Genomic DNA, 23,002 nt, shown 5'->3' with positions numbered 1-23,002 from the left:
ATATAATAATTTTTGAATTTTGTTAATTAATGTATTCTTTTTTCCATTTCTACCTGTTTTAAAAATACATTGAAGTTGAATTTTTTTAGTATTTTGTTTAAAGGATCATCTTCTGGAAGAGATACCATAGTTACGTCTTTGAATTTTAAATCAGCGAATCTATTTAAAAGGTCTTTTACAATATCCTCATATTTTGTTTCATCAACCAAAGGTGCAACATCTACAATAAACGCCCCTTTTGATGTCATTCCCCAAACAACATAACCAATTGAAAAGCCTTTTGAAGTGATTTTTTCCATTTGGTATCTATCATAGGAAAGATCTAAAGTTTTAGGCTCTCTTTGCCAATTTGGTTTTCTTCCAATATAATGCAAAGCTTCAACTGCCCTATCATGAATCCATTTATGATCAACAATAGAATATCCAAATTTAATCTCATCAGTTTTTTCTAAATAACGTATGAAGCTTTCCAAAACGCGTTTTTCTTTAAAACCATGTTTAGCATAAAACTTTTTTGCGCTTGTTTCAGTATCTACAACCTCAAGTGTAACTTTAGAAATGCCTTTCCATTTCATTTTTTCAAGTGTATAGTATAAAAGCTCAGAACCGTAGCCTTTTAATCTGTATTCCTTTAAAAAACCAAAAGCATCGATTCTTCCCCTTGCTCCTCTAATTGAAACCAATGAAAATCCAATGGGTTTTTCGTCCTCAAATACTATATAAGAGTCATCAAGAGAAATTGAATTTTCTCTTATATCAAGCTCAAATGAGGTTAATGTCCAATTGACAGGTACTTCATAATCTGCAAAAGTTTTATTTACAAGATCGACAATTATTCCTTTTGAAACTTCACTGGCTTTTTTGAAATCCATAAAGATCCCTCCTTCCCCTACATTATAATTATAGCACAATTTTTTAATCTAAAAAAGTAAAGGTATTTTATTTTAAAAAAGGTATTTAAATTATGATATAATACAATGTTATTAAAACTAACTAATTTAAGGAAAGGGTGAGATAATTGAAAAAACTGTTTTTGTTTATTTTCATTTTAATGATAGTATCTTTGTTTTCTTTTCCACAAAAATATATATTACTTTTTGGTAATCCACATTCGCATACTGCATTTTCTGATGGTGCAGTAAACACTACACCAGCAGATGCATATAAATATGCAAGAGATATTGCCAAACTTGATTTTCATGCTGTTACAGACCATGCTTATTATTTTGAAGCATTATATAATGGTGAAGATAAATTTTTAGTAATGAAAAGAATGGCGGAAGAAAATACGACAAAAAATTTTATTGCACTTGCTGGATTTGAGTGGACTGCTGGTAGTGGGCATATTAATGTATATGGGTCAAAAGAGTGGACAAGTAGAAATATTGATACCACAATAGAAGAATTTTATAAGTGGCTAATAAATGAAAAAGCTTTGGCCCAATTTAATCACCCAATATCGATGTTTGGTACATTTAAAAAATTTGAATATTATCCTGAAGCAGATAATTATTTAAATCTTGTTGAAGTTGGAAATGGAAATTGGTCAAAAAACGATACAATTACACCTGAAATGTTTTCAAATTATATTGTAGCCTTGAAAAAAGGCTGGCATCTTGGCGCTACAATTGGACAGGACAATCATAAAGCAAATTGGGGAACTGCTAATGATTCAAGAACAGGAGTATGGGTATTATCCAGAAGTAAAGACGGTTTATTAAAAGCAATGTGGAATAGGAAAACATATGGAACTGAAGATAAGAATGCAAAAATATGGGTAGAAACAGATAATGCTGAAATGGGAGATATATATTATTATGATAAAATGCCCGGGGAAATATCCTTGAAAATTGAATATGAAGATGAAAATTCTCTTTCAGAATTAAAGGTATATACTCCAGATAAAATTTATGAATTATCACCTAATGGGAATAAGATTAATGAAGTTGTAAAAATAAAGGTAACCTCACCATATTTCTGGCTTTTTGTATACTTTAAACAGATGGATGGTGATGAAATAGTATCATCGCCAATATGGTACGAACCAGAAAATAGAATTAGAATTTTCAATGTTCCTGATATAAAATTATATAGAAATTCGGAAAATACATTGAATCTTTATTTTTATAATACAGGAAATAATGTAGAAAATTCTCCGGTAAAAATAAAAATTAATGATAATATAGTTTTTGAAAAAGATTTAATTTTGAAACCATATGAAAAATCTTTGATTCCATTGTCTTTTAAAACACCTGATATATCAAACGCAAAAATGGAGATCTATATAAATAATTTATTATGGTACAGCAAGGAGGTAAATTTATTAAATCAAGATACAATTTCTGTAATAAATGTCGAGATAAGTAAGTTAGAAAATTCATATAAAGTAATAAACGAGATTAACGATTCATCAAAAGCAATAATTATAAATGCCAAAAGCATAAATAATGAAGAAATATTAAAAAGATTATCAGAAATCGCTACAAAGAGACGAATAGGTATTATTCTTGATGAAAAGAATAAATACGTTCTTTCATTAATTCCATCTCGTTTTACTGTAACTGATGAAAAAATAGAAAATATAAAGGTTAATTATATTTATTATAATGAAGCATGGAGAATTTTATATAAAAATAAAGAAAGAGGTTTTGTATTAAATAAAAATTTTGTGATATTTCCTGGTAATCCATTTTTAAATGATGAAAATCTAACTTTTGTAAAAAAGCTATTGAGAATCCAATAAAGAAAAACAACCCCGTTGTAAGGGGTTGTTTTTCTTTTATAATCGATATTTTAGAAACTTTTATATTATAATATTTTTATCCTGGACAAATCAATATAATAAAAAGAATATTTTTCTATATTCTCGAATAAAACGGATTTAACGACGTTATGTTTATTTAAGTTTAAAAAAGAAACTTTTTCTTTTTAAAACGAGTTATTAAAATAAGCCTAAAATAAGGTAAAATTTAATCTAGAGTTAAAAAATAATTCAATAGTATTTCGGGGGGATAATATATGAAAATAGTTGGAAAGGTTGCGAAAAGAATAGAAGCTCATGAAAAAGCATATGGCGAAGCCAAATATACACCTGATTTATATTTAGATAGAATGATTTATGCAGGTGTTGTTTATTCAAATGTTCCTCATGGTATCTTAAAAAGTATTGATATATCTGAGGCTGAAAACGTTTCCGGGATAATAAAAGTGGCAACATATAAAGATGTACCGGGAACAAACAAATTTGGAGTTTTAATAAAGGATATGTGGTTTTTGGTTCCTATTGGGGAGAAAATACGTTTTGAACATGATGCTATTGCATTAATTGCAGGTGAGACAAAAGAAGCTGTAGAAGAAGCTATTAAAAAAGTAAAGTTTGAAATTGAAGAATTACAGCCGGTACTTACTATAGAAGAATCCATAAAAGATGAAATAAAAGTACATGATCCTGAATCCAATATAGCATTTCATAAGAAAATAAGACGTGGAGAAATAGATAAAGCATTTGAAAATGCTGATCTTGTAATTGAAAGAGAATTCAGAACAGATTATCAGGAACAGGCATATCTTGAAACACAGGGAGCGGTAGCATATTATGATGGTGAAATAATGAAAATATATGCCTCGATGCAATGTCCTTTCTATGTTCAGGAAGACGTTTCTGAAATACTCGACATTCCATTTAATAAAGTAGATGTAATTCAAATGGAAACTGGCGGCGGTTTTGGTGGAAAAGAAGATGTTCCATCATATATTGCTTCGAAGGCAGCTTTGCTTTCATATTTAACAAAAAGGCCTGTGAAGTTAATATATTCCAGAGAACACGATATAAAAGAAACAAGTAAAAGACATCCATCAAAATCTCATTATAAAGTAGCGTTTAAGAAAGATGGAACTTTACTTGGAGTAAAGGTTGAATCTTATCTTGATATGGGAGCATATTCAACATTATCGCCAATAGTAATGTATCGAACGCTTACACATGCAGCTGGAGCATACAAAGTTCCAAATGTACATGTAGATGTTTATGGTGTATATACAAATAAAGTTCCATGTGGTGCATTTAGAGGATTTGGTTCACCACAGGTATTATTTGCTATAGAAAGAGTAATGGATGAAGCAGCGGAAAAATTAAATATAGATCCGTGGGAAATACGTTATAAAAATGCTCTTGAAGTTGGTGCGGAAACATCAACAGGTCATAAATTAGAATTTTCTGTTGGAGCTAAAAAAACACTGGAAAATATTAAAAAACTATCAAATTATGAAGAGCTAAAAAAGGAAGTTGAAGAATTTAATAAAACAAATAAAATAAAAAAACGTGGGTTGGGATGGTCTCATATTATATACGGGGTTAGTCTTGGTGCTGGCGGGCAACATCTTGATGCATCAAATTCAGAAGTTCATGTATTTCCAGACGGAACAATAAACATAATGTTTGGGGGTACTGAAATTGGTCAGGGTTCTAAAACGGCAATATCAATGATTGTTTCTGAGATATTAGGGCAAAAACTTGAAAAAATAAAAGTATTGCAGACAGATACATTTATTGTTCAGGATAGTGGTCCAACAGTTGCTTCAAGAACAACAATATTTAGTGGTAATGCAGCAAAAGATGCTGCAGAAAAGATTAAAAACAACATACTTGAGTTTTTATCTGATAAATTTGATGTTGAAAAATCTGATATAGAAATTAATCTTGGGTATTATAAAATAAAGGATAAAAACTTTACCTTTGATGAAATTGCTAAAATGGCCAATGATGCCAATGTAAAGCTCAATGAATCGGGCTGGTTTAAGTCACCTAAACTTCATTTTGATATGGAAAATGGAGTTGGCGAGGCATATGTTACTTATACTTATTCTACACAATTATCCCTTGTTGAAGTTGATACATTAACAGGAAAGATTGATGTAAAAAAGATGTGGATTTCCCACGATATAGGAAAAGCAATAAATTATGACGGAGTAATTGGACAGATTCAAGGCGGAGCTGTTCAGGGTATGGGGCATGCTATTATGGAAGAAATAAAGCAAAAAGAAGGAAAAATTATAACAGATAACTTTAATAATTATATAATTCCAACAATAAAGGATATACCTGAAATTGTTGCTGATGTTGTAGAAGAAGAATTTCCATATGGGCCGTTTGGGGCTAAAGGTATAGGAGAGCCTTCATTGATGACAGCACCACCTTCAATAGCAAATGCGGTTGCGCATGCAACAGGTAAAAAAATAACAAAAATTCCAATATCTATGGAAGATATAATATAAAACTCAGGGGGGTAATAGTATGAAAAAAGTGCCTATAGTAGGACCTACATATGAAGAAATGCTACATCCAGAAAAAATCGATCCAGAGATTAGACAGAGAGCTATTGAAATGAAAGAAAAGGATCCGCTTCATCCAATTAACCTTTTTAATATATCCTGGAAGGATGAAAACAATGAAATTAGATATTTTGTTATGCCAAAAGAATTAACAGGTGTTGAAGCAAATATTATAGTGCTATATGCAAAAGATTTTCCATCAGGAAGTCATAAGGTTGGAGCAACATATTCTGTATTGATGGAAAAAACAATTACACATGAAGTTGATCCATCAATACATAAATTGGTATGGCCATCAACAGGAAATTATGGAATAGGTGGAGCATTTGTAAGTTCAAGAATGAACTATGATTCTCTTGTATTATTGCCTGAAGAAATGAGTCAGGAAAGATTTGATATTATCAGAAAGTATGGTTCAGACGTTATTCCAACACCAGGTTGTGAATCAAACGTTAAAGAGATATATGATAAATCCAAAGAACTATACGAACAGGATCCAGAACATATTAGAATATTGAACCAGTTTGAAGCATTTGGGAACTACAGATTTCATTACTATGTAACAGGTAATACAATGATAGAAACAGTTAGAAGATATCATATAGGTAATGAAAGAATTGCAGCAATTGTATTGGGAGTAGGTTCTGCGGGAACAATTGCCAGTGGAGATAGAGTAAAACAGGAATTTCCTGAAGTTAAGGTTGTAGCTATGGAACCTGTACAATGTCCAACAATTTCATTAAATGGATATGGCGGACATGATATTCAGGGAATTGGGGATAAACACGTTACATGGATTCATAATGTAATGAATAATGATGCGGTAGTACTTGTTGACGATATAGACAGTAAAAAGATGCTTCAGGTATTAACAGATGAAGAAGGTAAAAAATTCCTTAAGGAATTTGTAGATCCAGAAATGGTTGAATATATTTCAGATAAATTTGGTATATCAGGTGTTGCTAATGTTATCGGTGCAATAAAAATGGCTAAATTCTATAATTTAAAATCAGATGATAATATCTTTGTTGTTGCAACAGATAATATAGATAGATATCATTCAGTTATGGAACAGATGACAAAAACATATGGAAAATTGGATAGAGCTGAAGCAAAATCAAGAGTGGAAAGAATATTCCTTTATCAGGAAACATCAGGTATCTTCGAAGGAGACAAGTATAACAGAGAAAGATGGCATAATCTAAAATACTATACATGGATAGAACAACAGGGAAAAACGCTTGAAGAATTAAATGCACAAAAGGAACAGGCATATTGGGAAGAACATCAGAGAAAAGTAAAAGAAATGGATAAAATGCTTGAACAATATAGGGAAGAACATAAAGCAACTTTAAGAAAGGTGTGGCTTGACGAATGAGAAAGTTATTCAAAAATATTTCATATCTTGCCACTTTTGATAATAAAGATACTGAAATTGAAAACGCCTATATTCTTGTTGAAGATAATGTGATAAAAGATATAGGTAGCGGGAACTTCGATGAGGAAGTTGATGAAATTATTGATTGTAAAGATATGCTTATAATGCCAGGTTTTGTAAATACGCATCATCACTTATATCAAACATTAACAAGAAATGTAAAAGGAGCACAAAATGCAAAACTTTTTGACTGGCTTGTATTTTTATATGAACGCTGGAAAAATATAGATAGAGAAGGATTCTACATCAGCTCAATAATTGGTAATTATGAAATGATGAAAACAGGTGTAACAACCACTACAGACCATTTATATCTTTATCCATATGGATTAAATGAGGCATTTGATGCTGAAGTGGAAGGGGCTATAAAAACTGGTATTAGGTTCCATCCTACAAGAGGAAGTATGTCAATGAGTAAAAAAGATGGTGGACTGCCACCTGATAGTGTTGTTCAAACAGAAAAAGAAATCATAAAAGAAAGCATTAGGGTAATAGAAAAATATCATGATTCATCAAAATACTCAATGTTACGAGTAGCACTTGCTCCATGTTCTCCATTTTCAGTAACAGCAGATTTAATGAGAGAAACAGTAAAAATTGCCGATGAATATGACGTATTAATCCATACACATGTTGCAGAAACACTTGATGAAGAGAATTATTGTATAGAACGTTTTGGTAAAAGACCAGTAGATTACATGGAAGAACTTGGATGGTTAAATCCAAGAGCATGGTTTGCACATCTTGTATGGTTAAACGAAAGCGATATAGATAAATTGGCAAAAAATGATGTTGGAATGGCTCATTGTCCATCATCAAATATGAGATTGGGTTCGGGCATTGCACCAGTTACAGAAATGAAAGATAAAATACGCATAGGGATTGCAGTAGACGGAAGCGCAAGTAATGATACAAATAATATGATAGCAGAGGTTAGAAATGCATTGTTGCTTCAAAGAGTAAAATATGGTGCGGATGCTTTAACAGTAAGAGAAGCGTTAAAGATGGGAACAATGGGCGGAGCAAGAGTGTTAAGAATGGATGATTATATAGGAAGTCTTGAAATCGGAAAAGCTGCCGACTTTATAGGTTTTAACCTTAATAGACTTGAGTTTGCAGGAGGCCTTGATGATCCACTTGGTGCAGTGTTAATGTGTGATGGAAAACAGGTAGATCTTTCAGTAATCAATGGTAAAATTAGAATAAAAGATGGAGAAATATTAGATGAAGAACTTCCGAAAATTATAGAAAAACATAACGAAATATCTAAAAGAGTTATAAATAGTCTTTGATAAAGAAAACCCCCGTTAGACGGGGGTTTTTCAATAATTTTTCATTTCTTTTAATACGTTAAGAAGAAATTCCCATACCCTTTGTGTTGAAGAAATACTCAATTTTTCTTCAGGTGTATGAGCACCATAAATATTTGGTCCAAATGAAATCATGTCCACATCTTTCATTTTTCCGGATAAAATACCGCATTCAAGTCCAGCATGAATAGCTGTTATTTCCGGTTCTTTTCCGTACATATCTTTATAAACCTTTTTCATTAATTCTCTAATTTTAGAATCTTTTTTATATTCCCATGCAGGATATGGAGCATTTGTTGTAATTTTAGAGCCATTTAACTTTGCTATAATTTCAGCTTTATTATGAATAAGATCTCTTAATGTCTCAACAGAACTTCTTGTGGCGCTTGTAAATTCAATTCTATTATCGAAAGTTTTAACAACGCCAAGATTACTTGAGCTTTCTACAAGACCTTCTATTGCTTTACTCATTGATTGAATTCCGTCATGAACAAGCATTAAAATATTTATAGCTTTCTCAAACGAATCTTTTGTCATAACTTTATTATAATGCTCAATTTCATTTACAGATAATTCAACATCAGGATCTGTAATAGAAAATTCATTTTTAAATACATTTTTCCAATAATCTATAATTTCAATTAATTTTGTTTTATCTTTTGCAAGAATTTTTGCAGTAGCTTCCCTTGGGATGGCATTGCTCTTATCTCCACCATCAATTGAAATACCATAAACTTCTATTTTTTTATTTAAATCATATAAAACTCTTCCAAGAAGTTTATTTGCATTTCCTCTTTGTTTTATTATTTCCATTCCTGAATGGCCACCCTGAAGACCAAAAACTTTTATTTCATATGATTTAAAACCTGATGGTGCATCCATAAATTCAATAGGTAATGTAATTATATCCCTTAAACCACCAGCACAGCTTACGTAAAAGATTCCTTCTTCTTCAGAATCGATATTTAATAATACCTTTCCTTTTAATAATTCTGGATCTAAAGCATTAGCTCCGCCCATTCCTGTTTCTTCTTCAGTTGTCATCAACACTTCAATATACGGATGTTCAATGTCGTCAGAATCAAGTATTGCAAGCGCATAAGCTACAGCAATTCCATTATCAGCACCTAAAGTGGTATTTGTAGCTTTTATGAAATCACCATCTATTTGAAGTTTTAAAGGATCCTTTGAGAAATCATGATTACTATCAGAAGTTTTTTCACATACCATATCTATATGTCCCTGTATAATAACTCCAGGAACATTTTCATAGCCAGGGGTTGCAGGTTTTTTAATAATTACATTTAATGCATCATCCTGAATATATTCAAGATTTCTTTCTTTTGCAAATTTAACAAGATAATCGCTAATGGCTTTTTCATTACCAGAACATCTTGGAATCATACTTATTTCTTCAAAAAATTTAAAAACTTTTTCAGGTTTTAATCCGTCTAAAACGCCCATTGTAATTCCCTCCTGTTTAAAAATTTGCCATTAAATATGCATAGATTTTTGTATCTGCAATTAGATGTTCTATCTTTATATATTCATTTGGTTGATGTGCAGTGTGATCCATGGTTCCCCATACAAGAGCAGGTAATCCTGCTTCTCTTAAAATGGCAGCACATGTTCCGCCACCGATTCCGCCAACTGTTGCATCAATATTTCTTAATTCTTTAATAGCTTCTTTTAATTTCAATACAGATGGATGATCCGCTGGAGTTGGATCAGGAGCCTTTTCCATTTGTGGTGTTTCAATATGAATCTTTACACCGAATTTTTCTTCGTATTTTTTCTTTATATTTTCCACATCTGCAAGTATTTCATTTAAATCGTATTGAGGTAAAATTCTGCAATCAAAATACATTATATCTGTTCCTGGAATAGTATTTATATTATCCACATTATGTTCTTTTTTGGTAGGTTCAAATGTTGAAAACGGAATATTAAATAAAGGATCTTTTGCGACATATTTTTCATGTAAAAATTCATCTAATTCTTTTGCAAAGTATATTGCAGCTCTATGAGCGTTTTTAGCAACAGTTGGTGCAGAAGCATGAGCCTGTTTTCCTTCTGTAACTATTTTTAACCATAATATGGATTTTTCTGCAATTTCTATAAAAGAACCTTCAGGATTACCTGAATCAGGTACGTAATACCAGTCATTTTTATCAAAAATTCCCTGTTTAACAAGATATTTTATACCATAATCGCTACCTGTTTCTTCATCTGAAACAAAAACAAGAGCAATATTGTTTTTAGGTCTAATATTTAAATCCATTAATGTTTTTAAACCGTGAAGAGTTGCAACAAGTGAGCTTCCGTTATCTTCTGCACCTCTTCCGTATATTTTTCCATCTTTAATTACTGGATCAAATGGATCATGATCCCACAATGAAAGATCCCCTTCAGGCACTTTATCCATATGTGTAATAAACCATATAGTTCTTTCTGGTGAAGTTCCCTTATAAATAGCTACAATATTAGGTCTGAAACCATATTCCACAATATCATCTGGTGCGTCATAACGTTTTATTTCATCAAATTTCATTGTTTTTAAATATGATTCAAGCCATTCAGCAACTTCTTTTTCCCCGGGGCCACCTGCACGGGGATTTACGGAATTTATAGATATAAAACGTTTTGAAGTTTCAATAATTTCATCTTTATTTTTTTCTACATGTTCAAGAATTTTCTCTTTCATAATGCTAACCTCCTTTAAGGATATATATGATAATTAAATTATATCATAAAAAATCAGGAAGTTAGCACACCGAATTTTATTATCTACTTGCACCAAAAAACATTCCACTTAAAAAGGGGATTAACTATTTTTGTTAAAATAATATTACATAATTAATATGATTACTGGATTTAGAAAATTATTCGGATTTTGGAATGTGTTTTTATTATATTGTCATTTATAAAAGTAATATTTATGTTATAATTCTTAGTGAGCTCATAATTAAGGAGGGAAAAATATAAACAAAGAATTACTTGGTGGATTATTTGAAAAATTTTTAAATAAAAGTGATGTTGGAATTGCAATTTTAAAAGATAAAAAGTACATATATGTAAATGAAAAAATGACGGAATTAGCAAAAAGATTCCAGGTAGATTTGCAGCAAATCCCTCCCATTTGCTCTCAAAATGCGTTTGATATGTTTATAGAAAAATTTCCTAATTTCAAAAAATTTATGCCGATTTTTCAGGTTTTAACATATTTTAAGGATAATAAGAACGAAATGGATTTTTCATATCTTGAAGAGATAGAGAATACTTTATATGAAATAGGTTTTCGTGGAATTATATATAATAATGAGGCCTATTCTGTTATATATGTTGCTGATATTACACGTGATATCATTTTGTATAATAAAAAATATCTTGAAGTTGCTGAGAAATTAAGACGAGAAACTTTATCGCTTTTTTCTCCACAAAGTTTTGATAGTATGAAATTATACAATAAGATTTTTGAAACATTAAGAGAAGAAGGAATTATTGATTCTCTTGTAATTGCAACATTAAAAGATAATAAAATATATATTGATTTTGGCTATATTGAAAATATTGAATATAGCAATAAAATATTTCCACGAGATAATAAGAGTTTGACTAATTTTGTAATTGATAAAGCCCAGAAGATATACATACCAAATTCTGTGAAATTTAAACTTCCTGAAGGATATGAAATTTATCATGTAACAGATCCAAAGGTATATAGCGTATATGGGGTTCCATTAAAAAAAGAAAATAAGGTTTTTGGAGCTATATTGTATGAAAAAGTGGGTGAAGATTCATTTACAAAAAATGAAATTCGTTTAATGGATGAAATAACTAATATAATAGATGCTATTATAATCTTTAAAGATTTATACAATCAATTAAATGAAGAGAGAAAAAAATATTATGAGGCATCTATCAGGGATTACTTAACAGGAGCATATAATAGAGCATTTTTTGAAGGGTATTTTAAAAAACTTTGTGAAAAATCAAAAAGATATAATGAAATATTTTCTATAGCATTTATTGATATAAATGATTTTAAATTGATTAATGATAGATATGGGCATAATGTTGGAGATTTAATATTAAAAGAATTTGCCAGAATTGTTCATGAAACCATTAGAGGATCTGATATTTTTGCAAGATATGGTGGTGATGAATTTGTAATAATATTTCCAAATACAAATAAAAAAGATGCCACTTTAATTATGAAAAGAATCGAAATGAAAACGTTAAAAATAAAAGAAAATATAAGTTTTTCGTATGGAATAATTGAAGTATCACATGAATTAAGTCCTGAGGAAAATTTGAAGCTGGTTGATGATTTAATGTATAAAATGAAAAGAAATAAAAAATCCTGCGATTAATTCGCAGGATTCATTTTTTCAATATATCTTTTGAATGTTTCTTCTAATTTTTCATGTGAAACACTTTCGACAATTTCACCGTTCACAAAAATTGCTCCACCTGTTTTTGTTCCGGCAATTCCTATATCAGCGTGTTTAGCTTCTCCCGGGCCATTTACTACACACCCCATTACAGCTATATTTATTTCTTTGTCTATATCTTTGGTCCATTCTTTAACTTTCAAAGCAAGTTCTTCAACGTTGATTTCTGTTCTTGCACATGTTGGACATGCAATTACTCTTGGTCCTTTTTTAAATCCCAATAATGTTAATAATTTTCTTGCAACACCGACTTCTTTTTCCGGATCGCCTGCAATTGAAATTCTTATTGTATCGCCAATATAATTTAATAACAAAGCACCAAGTCCAGCTGAAGAAAGAATTACAGCATCCTCATAAATTCCAGCTTCTGTAATACCTATATGAATAGGATATTGAACCTTTTCAGCAAGACATTTATTTGCTAAGAAATTTTCTTTTGCATCAGTAGATTTGATGGAAATAACAATATCATCAAAACCTATTTTTTCCAGTATTCTTACTTCTTCAAGAGCACTTTCTGCTAATGCCCTATATCTTGGGACAAGGTTTTCATATTTTTTCTTTATAGAACCTGAATTTGCACCAACTCTTATAGGAATTCCATATTCTTTTGCAACTTTTGCAACCTCTTTTACTTTCCATTCTGCGCCAATATTACCCGGGTTAATCCTTACTTTTGAAGCACCAGCTTTTATAGCTTCAATTGCTACTTTGTAATCGAAGTGAATATCTGCTACCAGAGGTACATTGGAATTTTCGCATAATTTTTTAAATGAAGGTATATCATCAAGTGTTCTTACAGAAACTCTTACTATTTCAGCTCCTGCATTTGATAATCTAATTATTTGTCTTAATGTGGATTCGAAATCTAAAGTGTCTGTATTTGTCATTGATTGTATAACAATGGGATTATCTCCACCTATTTTAACATTTCCAACAGTTACTACTTTTTTTGAAAACATAAAAACACCTCTCGTATTCAAAGATTCTTGTTTAATTTCACCATATTATGGCTAAAAATTAATTTATAAGTTTATTTGAAAAATCTTGATATGTCATTAAAAGTAATAAAAATAAATAATATCATTAAGAGTATAAAACCAATAGTGTGAATTGTAGCTTCCACCTTTGGATTTGTTCTTTTTCCGGTAATCATTTCATATATAGAAAATACTATCCTTCCGCCATCTAAGGCAGGTATAGGCAATAAATTAACAATACCAAGGTTCAAGGTGATTAATGCAATTAGAGAAATCAAAGCTTCAGGACCGGCTTTGGCAGCTTGACCAACAACTCCAGCTATTCCGACAGGCCCCATAACTTCACTGGTTTTAACCTTGCCAGTAAATAATTGTCCAATCATATCAACCATAGCCTTTAACAATGTATTTGCCCATTGAATTGAAGTAGTAATAACCTCAAAACCTTTTGGTCTCCATTTATCAAAATCAAATTTTAAAACCATTGGCTCCTGTAAAATCTGTATAAATGCATCTTTAGAAATTTTTATATTTGTTTTTTGATTGTTTCTTAATACAGTTATATTCAGGTCTTTATTTTCTTTTCCTGTGTAATTTTCTACTATTTTCCCATTTTTTATTCTGATTAATTCAGTTCCAGGTTCAAGAGTTATTTTAGAAAGTGCATCTATAAGATTAATACCATTTTTTATTTCAATGCCGTTTATACTTGTAATTCTATCTCCTGCTCTAAAAGGTTCAATATCTTTATTTATTTCATTTGAAAATGAGGCAAAGTATACACCTATAGCATATCTTTCAGGAATAATAGAATAAGTTACTATTTTTCCTTCTATAGTATTTCCATCATCTAATTTCAAAATTAAACGGTCATTTTTTTCCAGATTAGGCAAAATGTCCTTTATTTCATTTGCAGAATGTGTATTGAATTCCAGAATTTTTTTATTAGTTAATTCGATATTGTTTGTATCAGGTTTAAATGCGATAACATATTCAGGTATTGTTTTTTCAGGTTTTACAGTAATTTCTACAGGTATATTATTTCTCAAAACTTCAAGTTTTACAGGTTTTCCTTCTTTTATGGTAAAGCTTAAAATAGAACTGTCAAAAACAAGATTTCCATTTACTTTATGAATTACATCACCAGCTTCAAGACCGCTATAAAATGCCGGAGAATCAGGTATTACTTCTGCAATTTTAACTTCGTTAAATCCATATATCATTCCAGAAAAGGCTAAGATTATATATCCAAGTAATATTGAAAATGCCGGGCCAGCAAAAGCAATGAGAAATTTCTGCCATGGTTTTTTATTATAAAATAAAGATGGATCGTCAGAAATTTTATCAGTATCTTCCATTTCTTCACCGGCAATTTTTACATATCCGCCAAGAGGAATTAGATTAAATTTAAATTCTGTTTCTTTACCTTTTATACTAAATAACTTTGGTCCCATTCCTATTGCAAATTCTTCTACTTTGGTTTTGAACAATTTTGCAAATAAAAAATGTCCTAATTCATGAAAAAAGACTACAATTGTTATTACCACTAAAAACCAGAAAATAGTTGCCATTGAAACACCTCCGTCAATAAATCCTTTTATAAATATTTTACCATATGTATGTGTTAAATTATGAAGGTATATTGTTTCTAATATGTTATATTGTTTTTTTATAATTTTTGTCAATAATTATATATTTTTTGTATATCATAATATGATATAATAATAAAAGCGAAGTTTTTTGGAGGGAATATATGGACGAAAGAATTTTTGACCCACAGGAAAAGCCAGAAGAAAGTACAATAATAAATTTAAGACCACAATTTTTAGATGAATATATTGGTCAGGAAAAAGTAAAAGAAAAATTAAAAATAACCATTGATGCGGCTAAAGAAAGAAAAGAGCCGTTGGATCATATTTTACTTGCAGGGCCACCTGGTCTTGGTAAAACAACTCTTGCAAATGTAATAGCAAATGAAATGGGAGCTAATATACAGATAACAAGTGGTCCTGTTCTTGAACGCGCTGGCGATTTAGCAGCTATTTTAACCAATTTACAAAATGGAGATGTGTTATTTATAGATGAAATTCATAGAATAAACAGATCAGTTGAAGAAATCTTATATTCTGCTATGGAAGATTTTCAGCTTGATATTGTTATAGGCAAAGGACCAGGTGCCAGGTCAATAAGAATAGATTTAAATCATTTCACACTTATTGGTGCAACAACTCGAACAGGATTAATTGCTGCGCCATTAAGAAGTAGATTTGGAATAATTATGGAAATGAATTTTTATCCACCGCATGAATTAAAGGAAATAATCATAAGAAGTGCGAATTTATTAAATGTAAAGATTACCGATGATGCCGCCTTATTAATTGCGGAACGTTCGAGAGGAACACCAAGGATTGCAAATAGATTATTAAAGCGTGTTAGAGATTATGCTCAAATTAATAATGGTGGATTAATAGATGTCGATACTGCAGAAAAAACAATGACACTTCTTGAAATTGACAAAGAAGGTCTTGACGAAATGGATAGAAAGATATTAAATACCATTATTGATTTTTATAATGGTGGTCCGGTTGGATTGAAGGCGCTTGCAGCCTCGTTAGGAATAGAAGCTGATAGTATCAGTGAGGTATATGAGCCATATTTATTACAAAAAGGATTTTTGGTAAGAACACATAGAGGCAGGATGATAACAGAAAAAGCTTTAAAACATTTAGGAATTGAAAAGTCAAATAAAAATTTATATTCGTTATGGGGGAATTAATATGGAATTTATAAAATCAAATCTTGATTTTGTAAATGAAAAGATAAAAGAATCAGCTGAAAGATCAAATAGACAATTTGACGAAATTAGATTGGTGGCAGTTTCTAAAACATTTCCAGTTGATTATATTAAAGCAGCATATGAATATGGAATAAAGAATTTTGGAGAAAACAAAGCTCAGGAATTAAGAGCAAAACATCAGGAATTAGAGGGTTATGATATAACATGGCATTTTATAGGAAGAATTCAAACAAATAAAGTTAAATATATAGTTCCAATTGCTGAATATATACATTCTGTGTATCGTGAGAAGGAATTAAAGGAAATTGATAAAATAGCTAAAAAACACAATAAAATTCAAAAGATATTGATAGAGGTAAACGTTTCTGGAGAAGAAACAAAAGGTGGTATTGTTCCAGAAGAAGTTGAAGAATTTATAAAAATGGCGATGCATTATGAAAATTTAGAAGTTGTGGGTTTAATGACAATGGCACCATATACAGATGATAAAGGGCTCATAAAAAATATCTTCGATAAATTGAGAGAATTAAGAGATAAATTAAATGTAAAATATGAAAAAATTACTGAATTATCAATGGGTATGAGCAATGATTATGAAATTGCTGTAGAAAGTGGCACAACAATGGTGAGAATTGGATCTCTTATATTTGGAAAACGAAATTATACAACAGGAGGTTGATAAAATGTTCATATTAGGGAATCTTTTTTATGGTATAGCAAATGTTTTAAGAATAGTAATAAACTTTTTTGAAATATCTATAGTTATATCTTCTATTTTTTCATTTATATCCTTTAATTATCATAATCCTATTAGAAATTTTTTCGATCAGGTTTCTGAACTTATAAATAGACCTGTAAGAAGGTTATTTGGTGGGAGATTGGTTGTTGGAATGTTTGATTTTACACCATTTGTGTCAATATTAATTTTAATATTACTCGATAGCTTTTTGGTTAATACGCTTTTTGACCTTGCTCGAGTTTTGAGGTGATAATCTTGAAAGGAATTTTATTTTTTAATCCTATAAAAGCAAAAAAACAGGAAATAATAGACAATTATCTTCATGTTTTTGAAGAAAATGATATTGAAATTTTAAAGGTAATGCCAGCAGGTTCTGCACTTCCTGATAATACTCTTTATCAGGAATCTGATGTTTTTATTGTCTTGGGAGGAGATGGAACTGTTTTAAGAGTTGCAGAATTATCTGCTGAATATTCTGTACCTATAGTTGGGATAAATCTTGGAACATTGGGATTTTTAACTGCATATGATAGCACAGAAATGGAACAGGCTGCTAAAGACATAGCTTCTAACAATTTGCATTATTCAGATAGATTTTTGCTTGAATGCTATGTTGGAGGAAAGAAAATATTATCTTTAAACGATATAACCATTCAGAAAAGTCAGCCTATTGGAACAGTTGATCTTGAAATATTAATAAAAGGAGAAAGCGTTTTAAATTATTCTGGAGATGGAGTTATTATTTCAACTCCAACAGGTTCTACGGGTTATGCTTTGTCCATGGGCGGACCGGTAATTGAGCACTCATTAAATCTTATAACTATAAATCCTTTAGCTTCACATTCTTTAAATATAAGACCGTTGGTAATTTCTCCTGATAATTATGTTGAAATAATGATTCATCATATTGATGCGGGTAATGCATATGTAACTGTTGATGGCGATATAGTTCATAGAATTGAAAGTGGAATGGCTGTATTAGTTTCATCATCTGATAAGAAAGTAACTCTTGCACAGAAAAATGATTATTCATTTTTTAAAGTATTAATAAATAAATTAGGCTTTGGTAGGAGATTGATATGATAGATTTATTACCAGAAGAAACAAAGAATATAATAATTTCATATCATAACGAAATTTTAAAAATGGGCAGAATTGTCCAGGGAATGTTTTTAAAGTTCAAAGATGCTTTTTTTGAAAAAAATATGAAGTTATCAAAAGAAATTATAGAACAGGATGCGCGTGTTGATTTTGTAGAAGCACGCCTTGAATATAAGGCTATGGAGATTATAGCAACCAATAATCTTTATGGAAAATCATTAAAAATTGTTTTTTTAGGCAATAAAATAATAGGAATCCTTGAAAGCATGGCAGATATGTGTGAAACAATGGCTAAAAATAATGTGGATCTTTTAAAATTACCGAATTCTATAAATCCATATCAATTTGAAGATCTCTTTGAAATTTCTCAGGGAATGTTAGGTGATGCGTTAAAATTATTTTCAAATGTTATAGAAGACGGGAATGTTCTTGGAGAGTCATTTGAACTTGCTAAAGAAATTTGTAATACCGATAATGAAATAGATAGTTTGTATGAAGCGTTTAAAAGAAATTTAATGTTGAAAGTTTCAAAAGATAATTTTAGATCTATTATGGCACATATTGAAATACTTTCAAATATAGAAAAGTTTTCTGATTTAAGTGCTAACATTGCAGAGTATACAATATTTATATTGACCGGGGATAGATATAAATGTACAAAAGAAGGATTTGATATATTTTATTCAATGGGGGAATAGATAAATGACAAAATTGCTGAAATACATATCCAAAGAGTTTATATCCCCTTTTTTAATGGGACTTGTTGGATTTATCGTATTTGTAAGTGTTGAATTATTGTATCAATTATCAGATATAATTGTAAGAAATAAAGTTGGAATTGATAAATTGTTTATATTAATCTCTTTCCATATTCCATATTTTCTTGTGATGGGTATTCCCGTGGGAATACTTTTTTCTATATTCTGGGTTTTATCAAGGTTATCTAATGATAATGAAATTATAGCTTTACAGTCCTTGGGTATCCCATCAAAAAAGATAATATTACCTTTTCTGGTGTTATCGTTTATTCTTTCAATTTTTACTTTTGCGTTATACGATACAATAGTTCCAAAATCAAATATGAAAGCAAAAGAAGCTATTTCAAAGTATGTGTATAAAAGTGCTCAAGCAAACATAGAGATGAATAAATTCGTTGAGGTTGAAAGAAATAAAAAGTATTTATACGTAAGGAAAATAGATAAAGATAAGGGTATTTTGTATGGAATATTATTATATGAGGTGGATTATTCTAAAACAACGGTTTTTCATGCAGAAAAGGCATTTAAGGATAAAGATACCTGGTATATGGAAAATGGAAGAATTTTTAGATTAACAGATGATGGACTTTTAAAACTTGATATTACATTTAAAAAATTAAAATTGGATATATCAAAGGATGTTGAAGAATATCTGAGATTTTCAAAAAGTCCAAATGATATGACAACAAAAGAATTAAAGCACAAAATTGAAATAACCCAAAGACTTGGTGGAGATCCATCAGCTTTAATTGTTGGTTATCAGGAAAAATTTTCTAATTCAGTTGCGCCAATGGTTATAGCGCTTCTTGGAGTAGCGCTTTCATTATTTATAAACCTGAAAAGTAAATCGTGGAGTGTTATTTCAACATTTATACTTGTTGTATTATATCAGGGGTCTGGTGCATGGTTAAGTGCTTTGGGAAAGGAGAAGATTATAAATCCATATCTTGCACCGTGGCTGCCTAATATATTTTTTGGTATAGTTGGAATTGTATTATTTATATTACTTGATACAAGAGCAGCATATAAATTAATTGAACCTTTAAAAAGAATAATTGGTGTTGGTATTGTAGTGGTATTTCTTGCAAATTACGGATATTCTGAAAAGGTATTTATTGATTCCGAGAATATCACTATAGATGGAACAAAGATTACATTTGAAGGAAGTACAACTATAAAATACAAAGATTCAATTATTAAAGCTCCAAGAGGATATGGGTTTCTTAATGATAAAAATCAAATTCAAAACGCATATTTATTGGATAATGTTACATATATTCAGGGCAAAAGAACCATAGAAGCGTCTCAAATGGAAGTTAATTTTGAAAGTAAAGATGTAATTTTAAATCATACATATTCAATAGAATCATTTAAAAATGAAAAAAAAAAGAATGTAAAAATACGCGTATGGTCTGAAATTTCAAAAAAGAAAACAGATGATGATGTTGTATTTTCCGAAAGAGTAAAGATGACAACATGTAAGGAATGTATTACATATTACTTTAAATCTTCTCATGTAACAATCTATCCTGATCAATTTCTTATTGCGCGTGACGTTACACTTGAATTTTTTGGTATTCCAGTTTTTTATTTTCCTTTCTATTTTCAAAGTTTAGCTGAAGAACAGAAAGCTCCATTTTTGGCTGCTTTTGCATTTAAAAATGATTCAATTACTATTACAGTAAAAATTAATCACACATTTCCAGACAAATCTATACTATCTTATTCACAGGAATATTCAAGAAATACAAAAGAAAATACAGTTTCACAAAAAATGAGTTATACATATTCAATTCCTATGATTCTTGGAACACTTGCGTTTTCAAATAGTATTTCAAATTCAAGCATTTCAGATTTGAAATTTTCATTAACAAAAAAATTGGAAAACCTTACTTATTCTGCACAGGTTATTCATAGTTTTTCAAACAATTCAGATGCATTTTCTCTGTCTTTAAAGGATATAAAAACAGATTTAGGTAAGTTTTCATTATATTCAGCGTATTCATGGAGAAATAGAAATTTAAGTTCTGTAACTTTTTTAAAACTTACAACACCTTCACTGGAAAAAAAATATAAAAAAAGTTATTTTAAGTTAAATTCTACTCGTCTATATATTACTGGACCTGCAACTAAATTATCGGATTCGTGGGATAAAAAGAAAATAAGTATAAATACATCTACAAATTCAAAAATATACAATGGTTCTCTAAAAAATGAAATAAAAACATCTTTTTCAGCTCTATATGAAAGAGATAATTTAAGAAGTTTGAATTTATATTTAAAAGATGCAATATACAATAAAATTACACCTATAAAATATTCAAATGATTTTTTTTATAATAATTGGTTTTCAATAGACTCATCTCTTTCTCCTGAGATGAGAATGTCATTTAAACATATATATCCTGATAGAATATACAATTATTTTACCTATGGGACAAAAGGTAACTTTAAAATTAGAGCTTTTGTTTTTCAATATGGTGTTTCAGATTATCAATATTATAGAGTTTTAGTTAATGAACCGAAATGGATTTCCACTCCCGCTACGCATACAAACAAATTAACCGATTTTGTTGGTATCGATGCATCGTGGGATATATTAGATGTAAAAAACTCTTTTGATGGAAGATATAATAGAACTTTTGATTTTATGAAAGAAAATAGAGAAGATAGATTTATTGCGCATTTTTTTACAACAAAATATAATTTAAAATATAGTATTTTAGAATTTGAAAATAATACAAAAACATCTCTGGAAAAAGAAAATTTTGAATTTATTACGACAAATTTCAATGGTTTTTTAAAGATTGCAATTTTAAAGCATAAATATGAATTTGAATACAATCACAAAGATGAAGAATTACCTATAATAAAGATAGAAAATAACGATATAATAACCTTTGGTAAAAATAAAATAGAAATATTTTATGATTATTATTTTAAAAAAGAAGATTGGAAAGAAACAATTCCTCAAATAAAATCAAAATATCTTTTTTACGATAAATATGGTGGAAAATATAAAGGGAATTTAAATTTATTTAATGATTATAACAATATTCATTACGATTTGAGCTACAAAGCCAAAGATGCGTCTAAAAGTCTTACGACTTCAATAGATTATGATATTGAAAATCAATATTTAAAAACTGGAATAGGTTATGATACAGCGACTAAATATGATTGGGCGAAGATTTCGTTTACATATGATATAAAAAATAACGAATGGACATTTTCGCAGTTTGAAATTAATAAAAAGATCATATGTTGGTCAATATACTTAAAGGGAGATTTACAATTATTGCCAGAATTTTCATTTAAACAATTTGAATTAAAGTTCTTTATTGCAGATATACCTGAGAAATCATTTGGATATACCGAAGAAAAAGGTGTAGATATAAATATGTTCTAATTCTGGAGGGAAAACAATGGGAAAAATGGAAGATATGGATATAATTAGCGAAAAAATAAAAAAATGTAAAGGGTGTTCTTTAAGTTTATCAAGAAATAATGTAGTAGTAGGTGAAGGGAGTTTAGATACACCTATAATGTTTGTTGGTGAAGGTCCTGGTGCAAATGAAGATTTACAGGGAAGACCATTTGTAGGAAGAGCAGGGAATTTACTTGATAAATTGTTAAAAGAAGTGGCAAAGATAAATAGAGAAGATTTATATATTACCAATGTGGTAAAATGTAGGCCACCTAAAAACAGAGTGCCCACAGGCGAAGAAATGGAAAAATGCAGTCATTTTCTCCTTGCGCAGGTTATGACAATAAAACCAAAAATTATAGTTGCGTTAGGTTCTACAGCATTAAATTATTTTTTGAAGCAAACAGTTCCCATTACAAAACATAGAGGAAGATTCAAAGAATGGTATGGCGATATATATATATTCCCAACATTTCACCCAAGCTATCTTCTTAGAAATAGGAGTGAAAAAGAAGGATCTCCATTGTTTTATGCAAAAATTGATATGCAGGCGATAGGTTATATGTACAAACAGTTGAAAAATAATCCAGATTTAGATACAAAAAAGCTGGTAACAACGGTTGAAAAAGGCGTAATTGCAGCAGAAAATAAAATAAACAAAGGATGA

At 29.8% G+C, this 23,002-nt stretch carries 17 protein-coding genes; 12 read left to right on the top strand and 5 right to left on the bottom strand.

Annotation, left to right across the window (positions count from 1 at the left end; genetic code table 11):
- Positions 1-26 precede the first annotated feature (26 nt).
- Positions 27-872 (bottom strand): GNAT family N-acetyltransferase, encoded by an 846-nt coding sequence (locus tag XO11_RS04720; RefSeq protein ID WP_014296446.1) that lies wholly within the window; start codon positions 870-872, stop codon positions 27-29.
- A gap of 179 nt (positions 873-1,051) precedes the next feature.
- On the opposite strand from XO11_RS04720, the gene XO11_RS04715 reads away from it, so the two are divergent.
- The 4 genes from XO11_RS04715 (at position 1,052) to XO11_RS04700 (ending at position 8,061) form a co-directional block, all read left to right on the top strand.
- Positions 1,052-2,743: a CehA/McbA family metallohydrolase gene (locus XO11_RS04715; protein ID WP_217671844.1), complete on the top strand. Its 1,692-nt coding sequence runs from the start codon at positions 1,052-1,054 to the stop codon at positions 2,741-2,743.
- Positions 2,744-3,018: 275 nt separating this feature from the next.
- Positions 3,019-5,274: a xanthine dehydrogenase family protein molybdopterin-binding subunit gene (locus tag XO11_RS04710; protein WP_175418233.1), complete on the top strand. Its 2,256-nt coding sequence runs from the start codon at positions 3,019-3,021 to the stop codon at positions 5,272-5,274.
- 19 nt (positions 5,275-5,293) lie between these two features.
- Entirely contained in the window at positions 5,294-6,709 is a 1,416-nt protein-coding gene (locus XO11_RS04705; protein WP_014296443.1) for a pyridoxal-phosphate dependent enzyme, read from the top strand.
- Positions 6,706-8,061, top strand: coding sequence for an 8-oxoguanine deaminase (locus XO11_RS04700; protein WP_014296442.1), 1,356 nt, complete (start codon positions 6,706-6,708; stop codon positions 8,059-8,061). The genes XO11_RS04705 and XO11_RS04700 overlap by 4 nt, the downstream gene beginning before the upstream one ends.
- Positions 8,062-8,091: 30 nt before the next feature.
- Here XO11_RS04700 and XO11_RS04695 read toward each other — a convergent pair whose 3' ends face one another.
- Together XO11_RS04695 and XO11_RS04690 are read right to left on the bottom strand one after the other, a co-directional pair.
- A complete protein-coding gene (locus tag XO11_RS04695; RefSeq protein WP_175418232.1) occupies positions 8,092-9,543 on the bottom strand; it encodes an aminoacyl-histidine dipeptidase in 1,452 nt (483 codons plus the stop codon).
- 16 nt (positions 9,544-9,559) lie between these two features.
- Complete coding sequence (locus XO11_RS04690; RefSeq protein WP_014296440.1) at positions 9,560-10,783, bottom strand: M20 family metallo-hydrolase; 1,224 nt, start codon at positions 10,781-10,783, stop codon at positions 9,560-9,562.
- A gap of 382 nt (positions 10,784-11,165) precedes the next feature.
- On the opposite strand from XO11_RS04690, the gene XO11_RS04685 reads away from it, so the two are divergent.
- Entirely contained in the window at positions 11,166-12,452 is a 1,287-nt protein-coding gene (locus XO11_RS04685; protein WP_014296439.1) for a GGDEF domain-containing protein, read from the top strand.
- On the opposite strand, the gene ispG is transcribed toward XO11_RS04685, so the two are convergent.
- Together ispG and XO11_RS04675 are read right to left on the bottom strand one after the other, a co-directional pair.
- Positions 12,449-13,495 carry a flavodoxin-dependent (E)-4-hydroxy-3-methylbut-2-enyl-diphosphate synthase gene (gene ispG, locus XO11_RS04680; protein WP_014296438.1) on the bottom strand — a complete coding sequence of 349 codons (1,047 nt, stop codon included), beginning with the start codon at positions 13,493-13,495 and terminating at the stop codon, positions 12,449-12,451. The genes XO11_RS04685 and ispG overlap by 4 nt on opposite strands.
- Before the next feature lie 71 nt (positions 13,496-13,566).
- Positions 13,567-15,084: a site-2 protease family protein gene (locus XO11_RS04675; RefSeq protein ID WP_050899156.1), complete on the bottom strand. Its 1,518-nt coding sequence runs from the start codon at positions 15,082-15,084 to the stop codon at positions 13,567-13,569.
- Positions 15,085-15,266: 182 nt separating this feature from the next.
- On the opposite strand from XO11_RS04675, the gene ruvB reads away from it, so the two are divergent.
- The 7 genes from ruvB to XO11_RS04640 are packed head-to-tail and all read left to right on the top strand — an operon-like array spanning position 15,267 to position 23,002.
- Positions 15,267-16,289 (top strand): Holliday junction branch migration DNA helicase RuvB, encoded by a 1,023-nt coding sequence (gene ruvB, locus XO11_RS04670; protein ID WP_175418231.1) that lies wholly within the window; start codon positions 15,267-15,269, stop codon positions 16,287-16,289.
- A 1-nt stretch (position 16,290) separates the two neighbouring features.
- A complete protein-coding gene (locus XO11_RS04665; RefSeq protein WP_175418230.1) occupies positions 16,291-16,989 on the top strand; it encodes a YggS family pyridoxal phosphate-dependent enzyme in 699 nt (232 codons plus the stop codon).
- A 4-nt stretch (positions 16,990-16,993) separates the two neighbouring features.
- Positions 16,994-17,299 (top strand): YggT family protein, encoded by a 306-nt coding sequence (locus tag XO11_RS04660; RefSeq protein ID WP_014296434.1) that lies wholly within the window; start codon positions 16,994-16,996, stop codon positions 17,297-17,299.
- A 5-nt stretch (positions 17,300-17,304) separates the two neighbouring features.
- On the top strand, positions 17,305-18,132 hold the full coding sequence (locus XO11_RS04655) for an NAD(+)/NADH kinase (protein WP_014296433.1): 828 nt from the start codon (positions 17,305-17,307) through the stop codon (positions 18,130-18,132).
- Positions 18,129-18,848 (top strand): DUF47 family protein, encoded by a 720-nt coding sequence (locus tag XO11_RS04650; RefSeq protein WP_014296432.1) that lies wholly within the window; start codon positions 18,129-18,131, stop codon positions 18,846-18,848. The genes XO11_RS04655 and XO11_RS04650 overlap by 4 nt, the downstream gene beginning before the upstream one ends.
- Positions 18,849-18,852: 4 nt before the next feature.
- The gene (locus XO11_RS04645) at positions 18,853-22,317 is read left to right on the top strand and encodes an LptF/LptG family permease (RefSeq protein ID WP_014296431.1); all 3,465 of its coding nucleotides are present in this window, start codon (positions 18,853-18,855) and stop codon (positions 22,315-22,317) included.
- Between the two features lie 16 nt (positions 22,318-22,333).
- Complete coding sequence (locus tag XO11_RS04640; protein WP_175418229.1) at positions 22,334-23,002, top strand: uracil-DNA glycosylase family protein; 669 nt, start codon at positions 22,334-22,336, stop codon at positions 23,000-23,002.

This window comes from Marinitoga sp. 1138, assembly GCF_013363265.1.
GTDB lineage: Bacteria > Thermotogota > Thermotogae > Petrotogales > Petrotogaceae > Marinitoga > Marinitoga piezophila.
The sequence above is the reverse complement of the archived record's forward strand: the minus strand, read 5'-3'. Positions and strand labels throughout refer to the sequence as shown.

Coding starts and splice junctions, on each gene's coding strand:
- ispG (WP_014296438.1), bottom strand. CDS start 13,495: ATGTTTTCAAAAAAAGTAGTAACTGTTGGAAATGTTAAAATAGGTGGA.
- XO11_RS04665 (WP_175418230.1), top strand. CDS start 16,291: ATGGAATTTATAAAATCAAATCTTGATTTTGTAAATGAAAAGATAAAA.
- XO11_RS04675 (WP_050899156.1), bottom strand. CDS start 15,084: ATGGCAACTATTTTCTGGTTTTTAGTGGTAATAACAATTGTAGTCTTT.
- XO11_RS04685 (WP_014296439.1), top strand. CDS start 11,166: ATGACGGAATTAGCAAAAAGATTCCAGGTAGATTTGCAGCAAATCCCT.
- XO11_RS04645 (WP_014296431.1), top strand. CDS start 18,853: ATGACAAAATTGCTGAAATACATATCCAAAGAGTTTATATCCCCTTTT.
- XO11_RS04705 (WP_014296443.1), top strand. CDS start 5,294: ATGAAAAAAGTGCCTATAGTAGGACCTACATATGAAGAAATGCTACAT.
- XO11_RS04710 (WP_175418233.1), top strand. CDS start 3,019: ATGAAAATAGTTGGAAAGGTTGCGAAAAGAATAGAAGCTCATGAAAAA.
- XO11_RS04720 (WP_014296446.1), bottom strand. CDS start 872: ATGGATTTCAAAAAAGCCAGTGAAGTTTCAAAAGGAATAATTGTCGAT.
- XO11_RS04660 (WP_014296434.1), top strand. CDS start 16,994: ATGTTCATATTAGGGAATCTTTTTTATGGTATAGCAAATGTTTTAAGA.
- XO11_RS04690 (WP_014296440.1), bottom strand. CDS start 10,783: ATGAAAGAGAAAATTCTTGAACATGTAGAAAAAAATAAAGATGAAATT.
- XO11_RS04715 (WP_217671844.1), top strand. CDS start 1,052: ATGATAGTATCTTTGTTTTCTTTTCCACAAAAATATATATTACTTTTT.
- XO11_RS04695 (WP_175418232.1), bottom strand. CDS start 9,543: ATGGGCGTTTTAGACGGATTAAAACCTGAAAAAGTTTTTAAATTTTTT.
- ruvB (WP_175418231.1), top strand. CDS start 15,267: ATGGACGAAAGAATTTTTGACCCACAGGAAAAGCCAGAAGAAAGTACA.
- XO11_RS04700 (WP_014296442.1), top strand. CDS start 6,706: ATGAGAAAGTTATTCAAAAATATTTCATATCTTGCCACTTTTGATAAT.
- XO11_RS04650 (WP_014296432.1), top strand. CDS start 18,129: ATGATAGATTTATTACCAGAAGAAACAAAGAATATAATAATTTCATAT.
- XO11_RS04640 (WP_175418229.1), top strand. CDS start 22,334: ATGGGAAAAATGGAAGATATGGATATAATTAGCGAAAAAATAAAAAAA.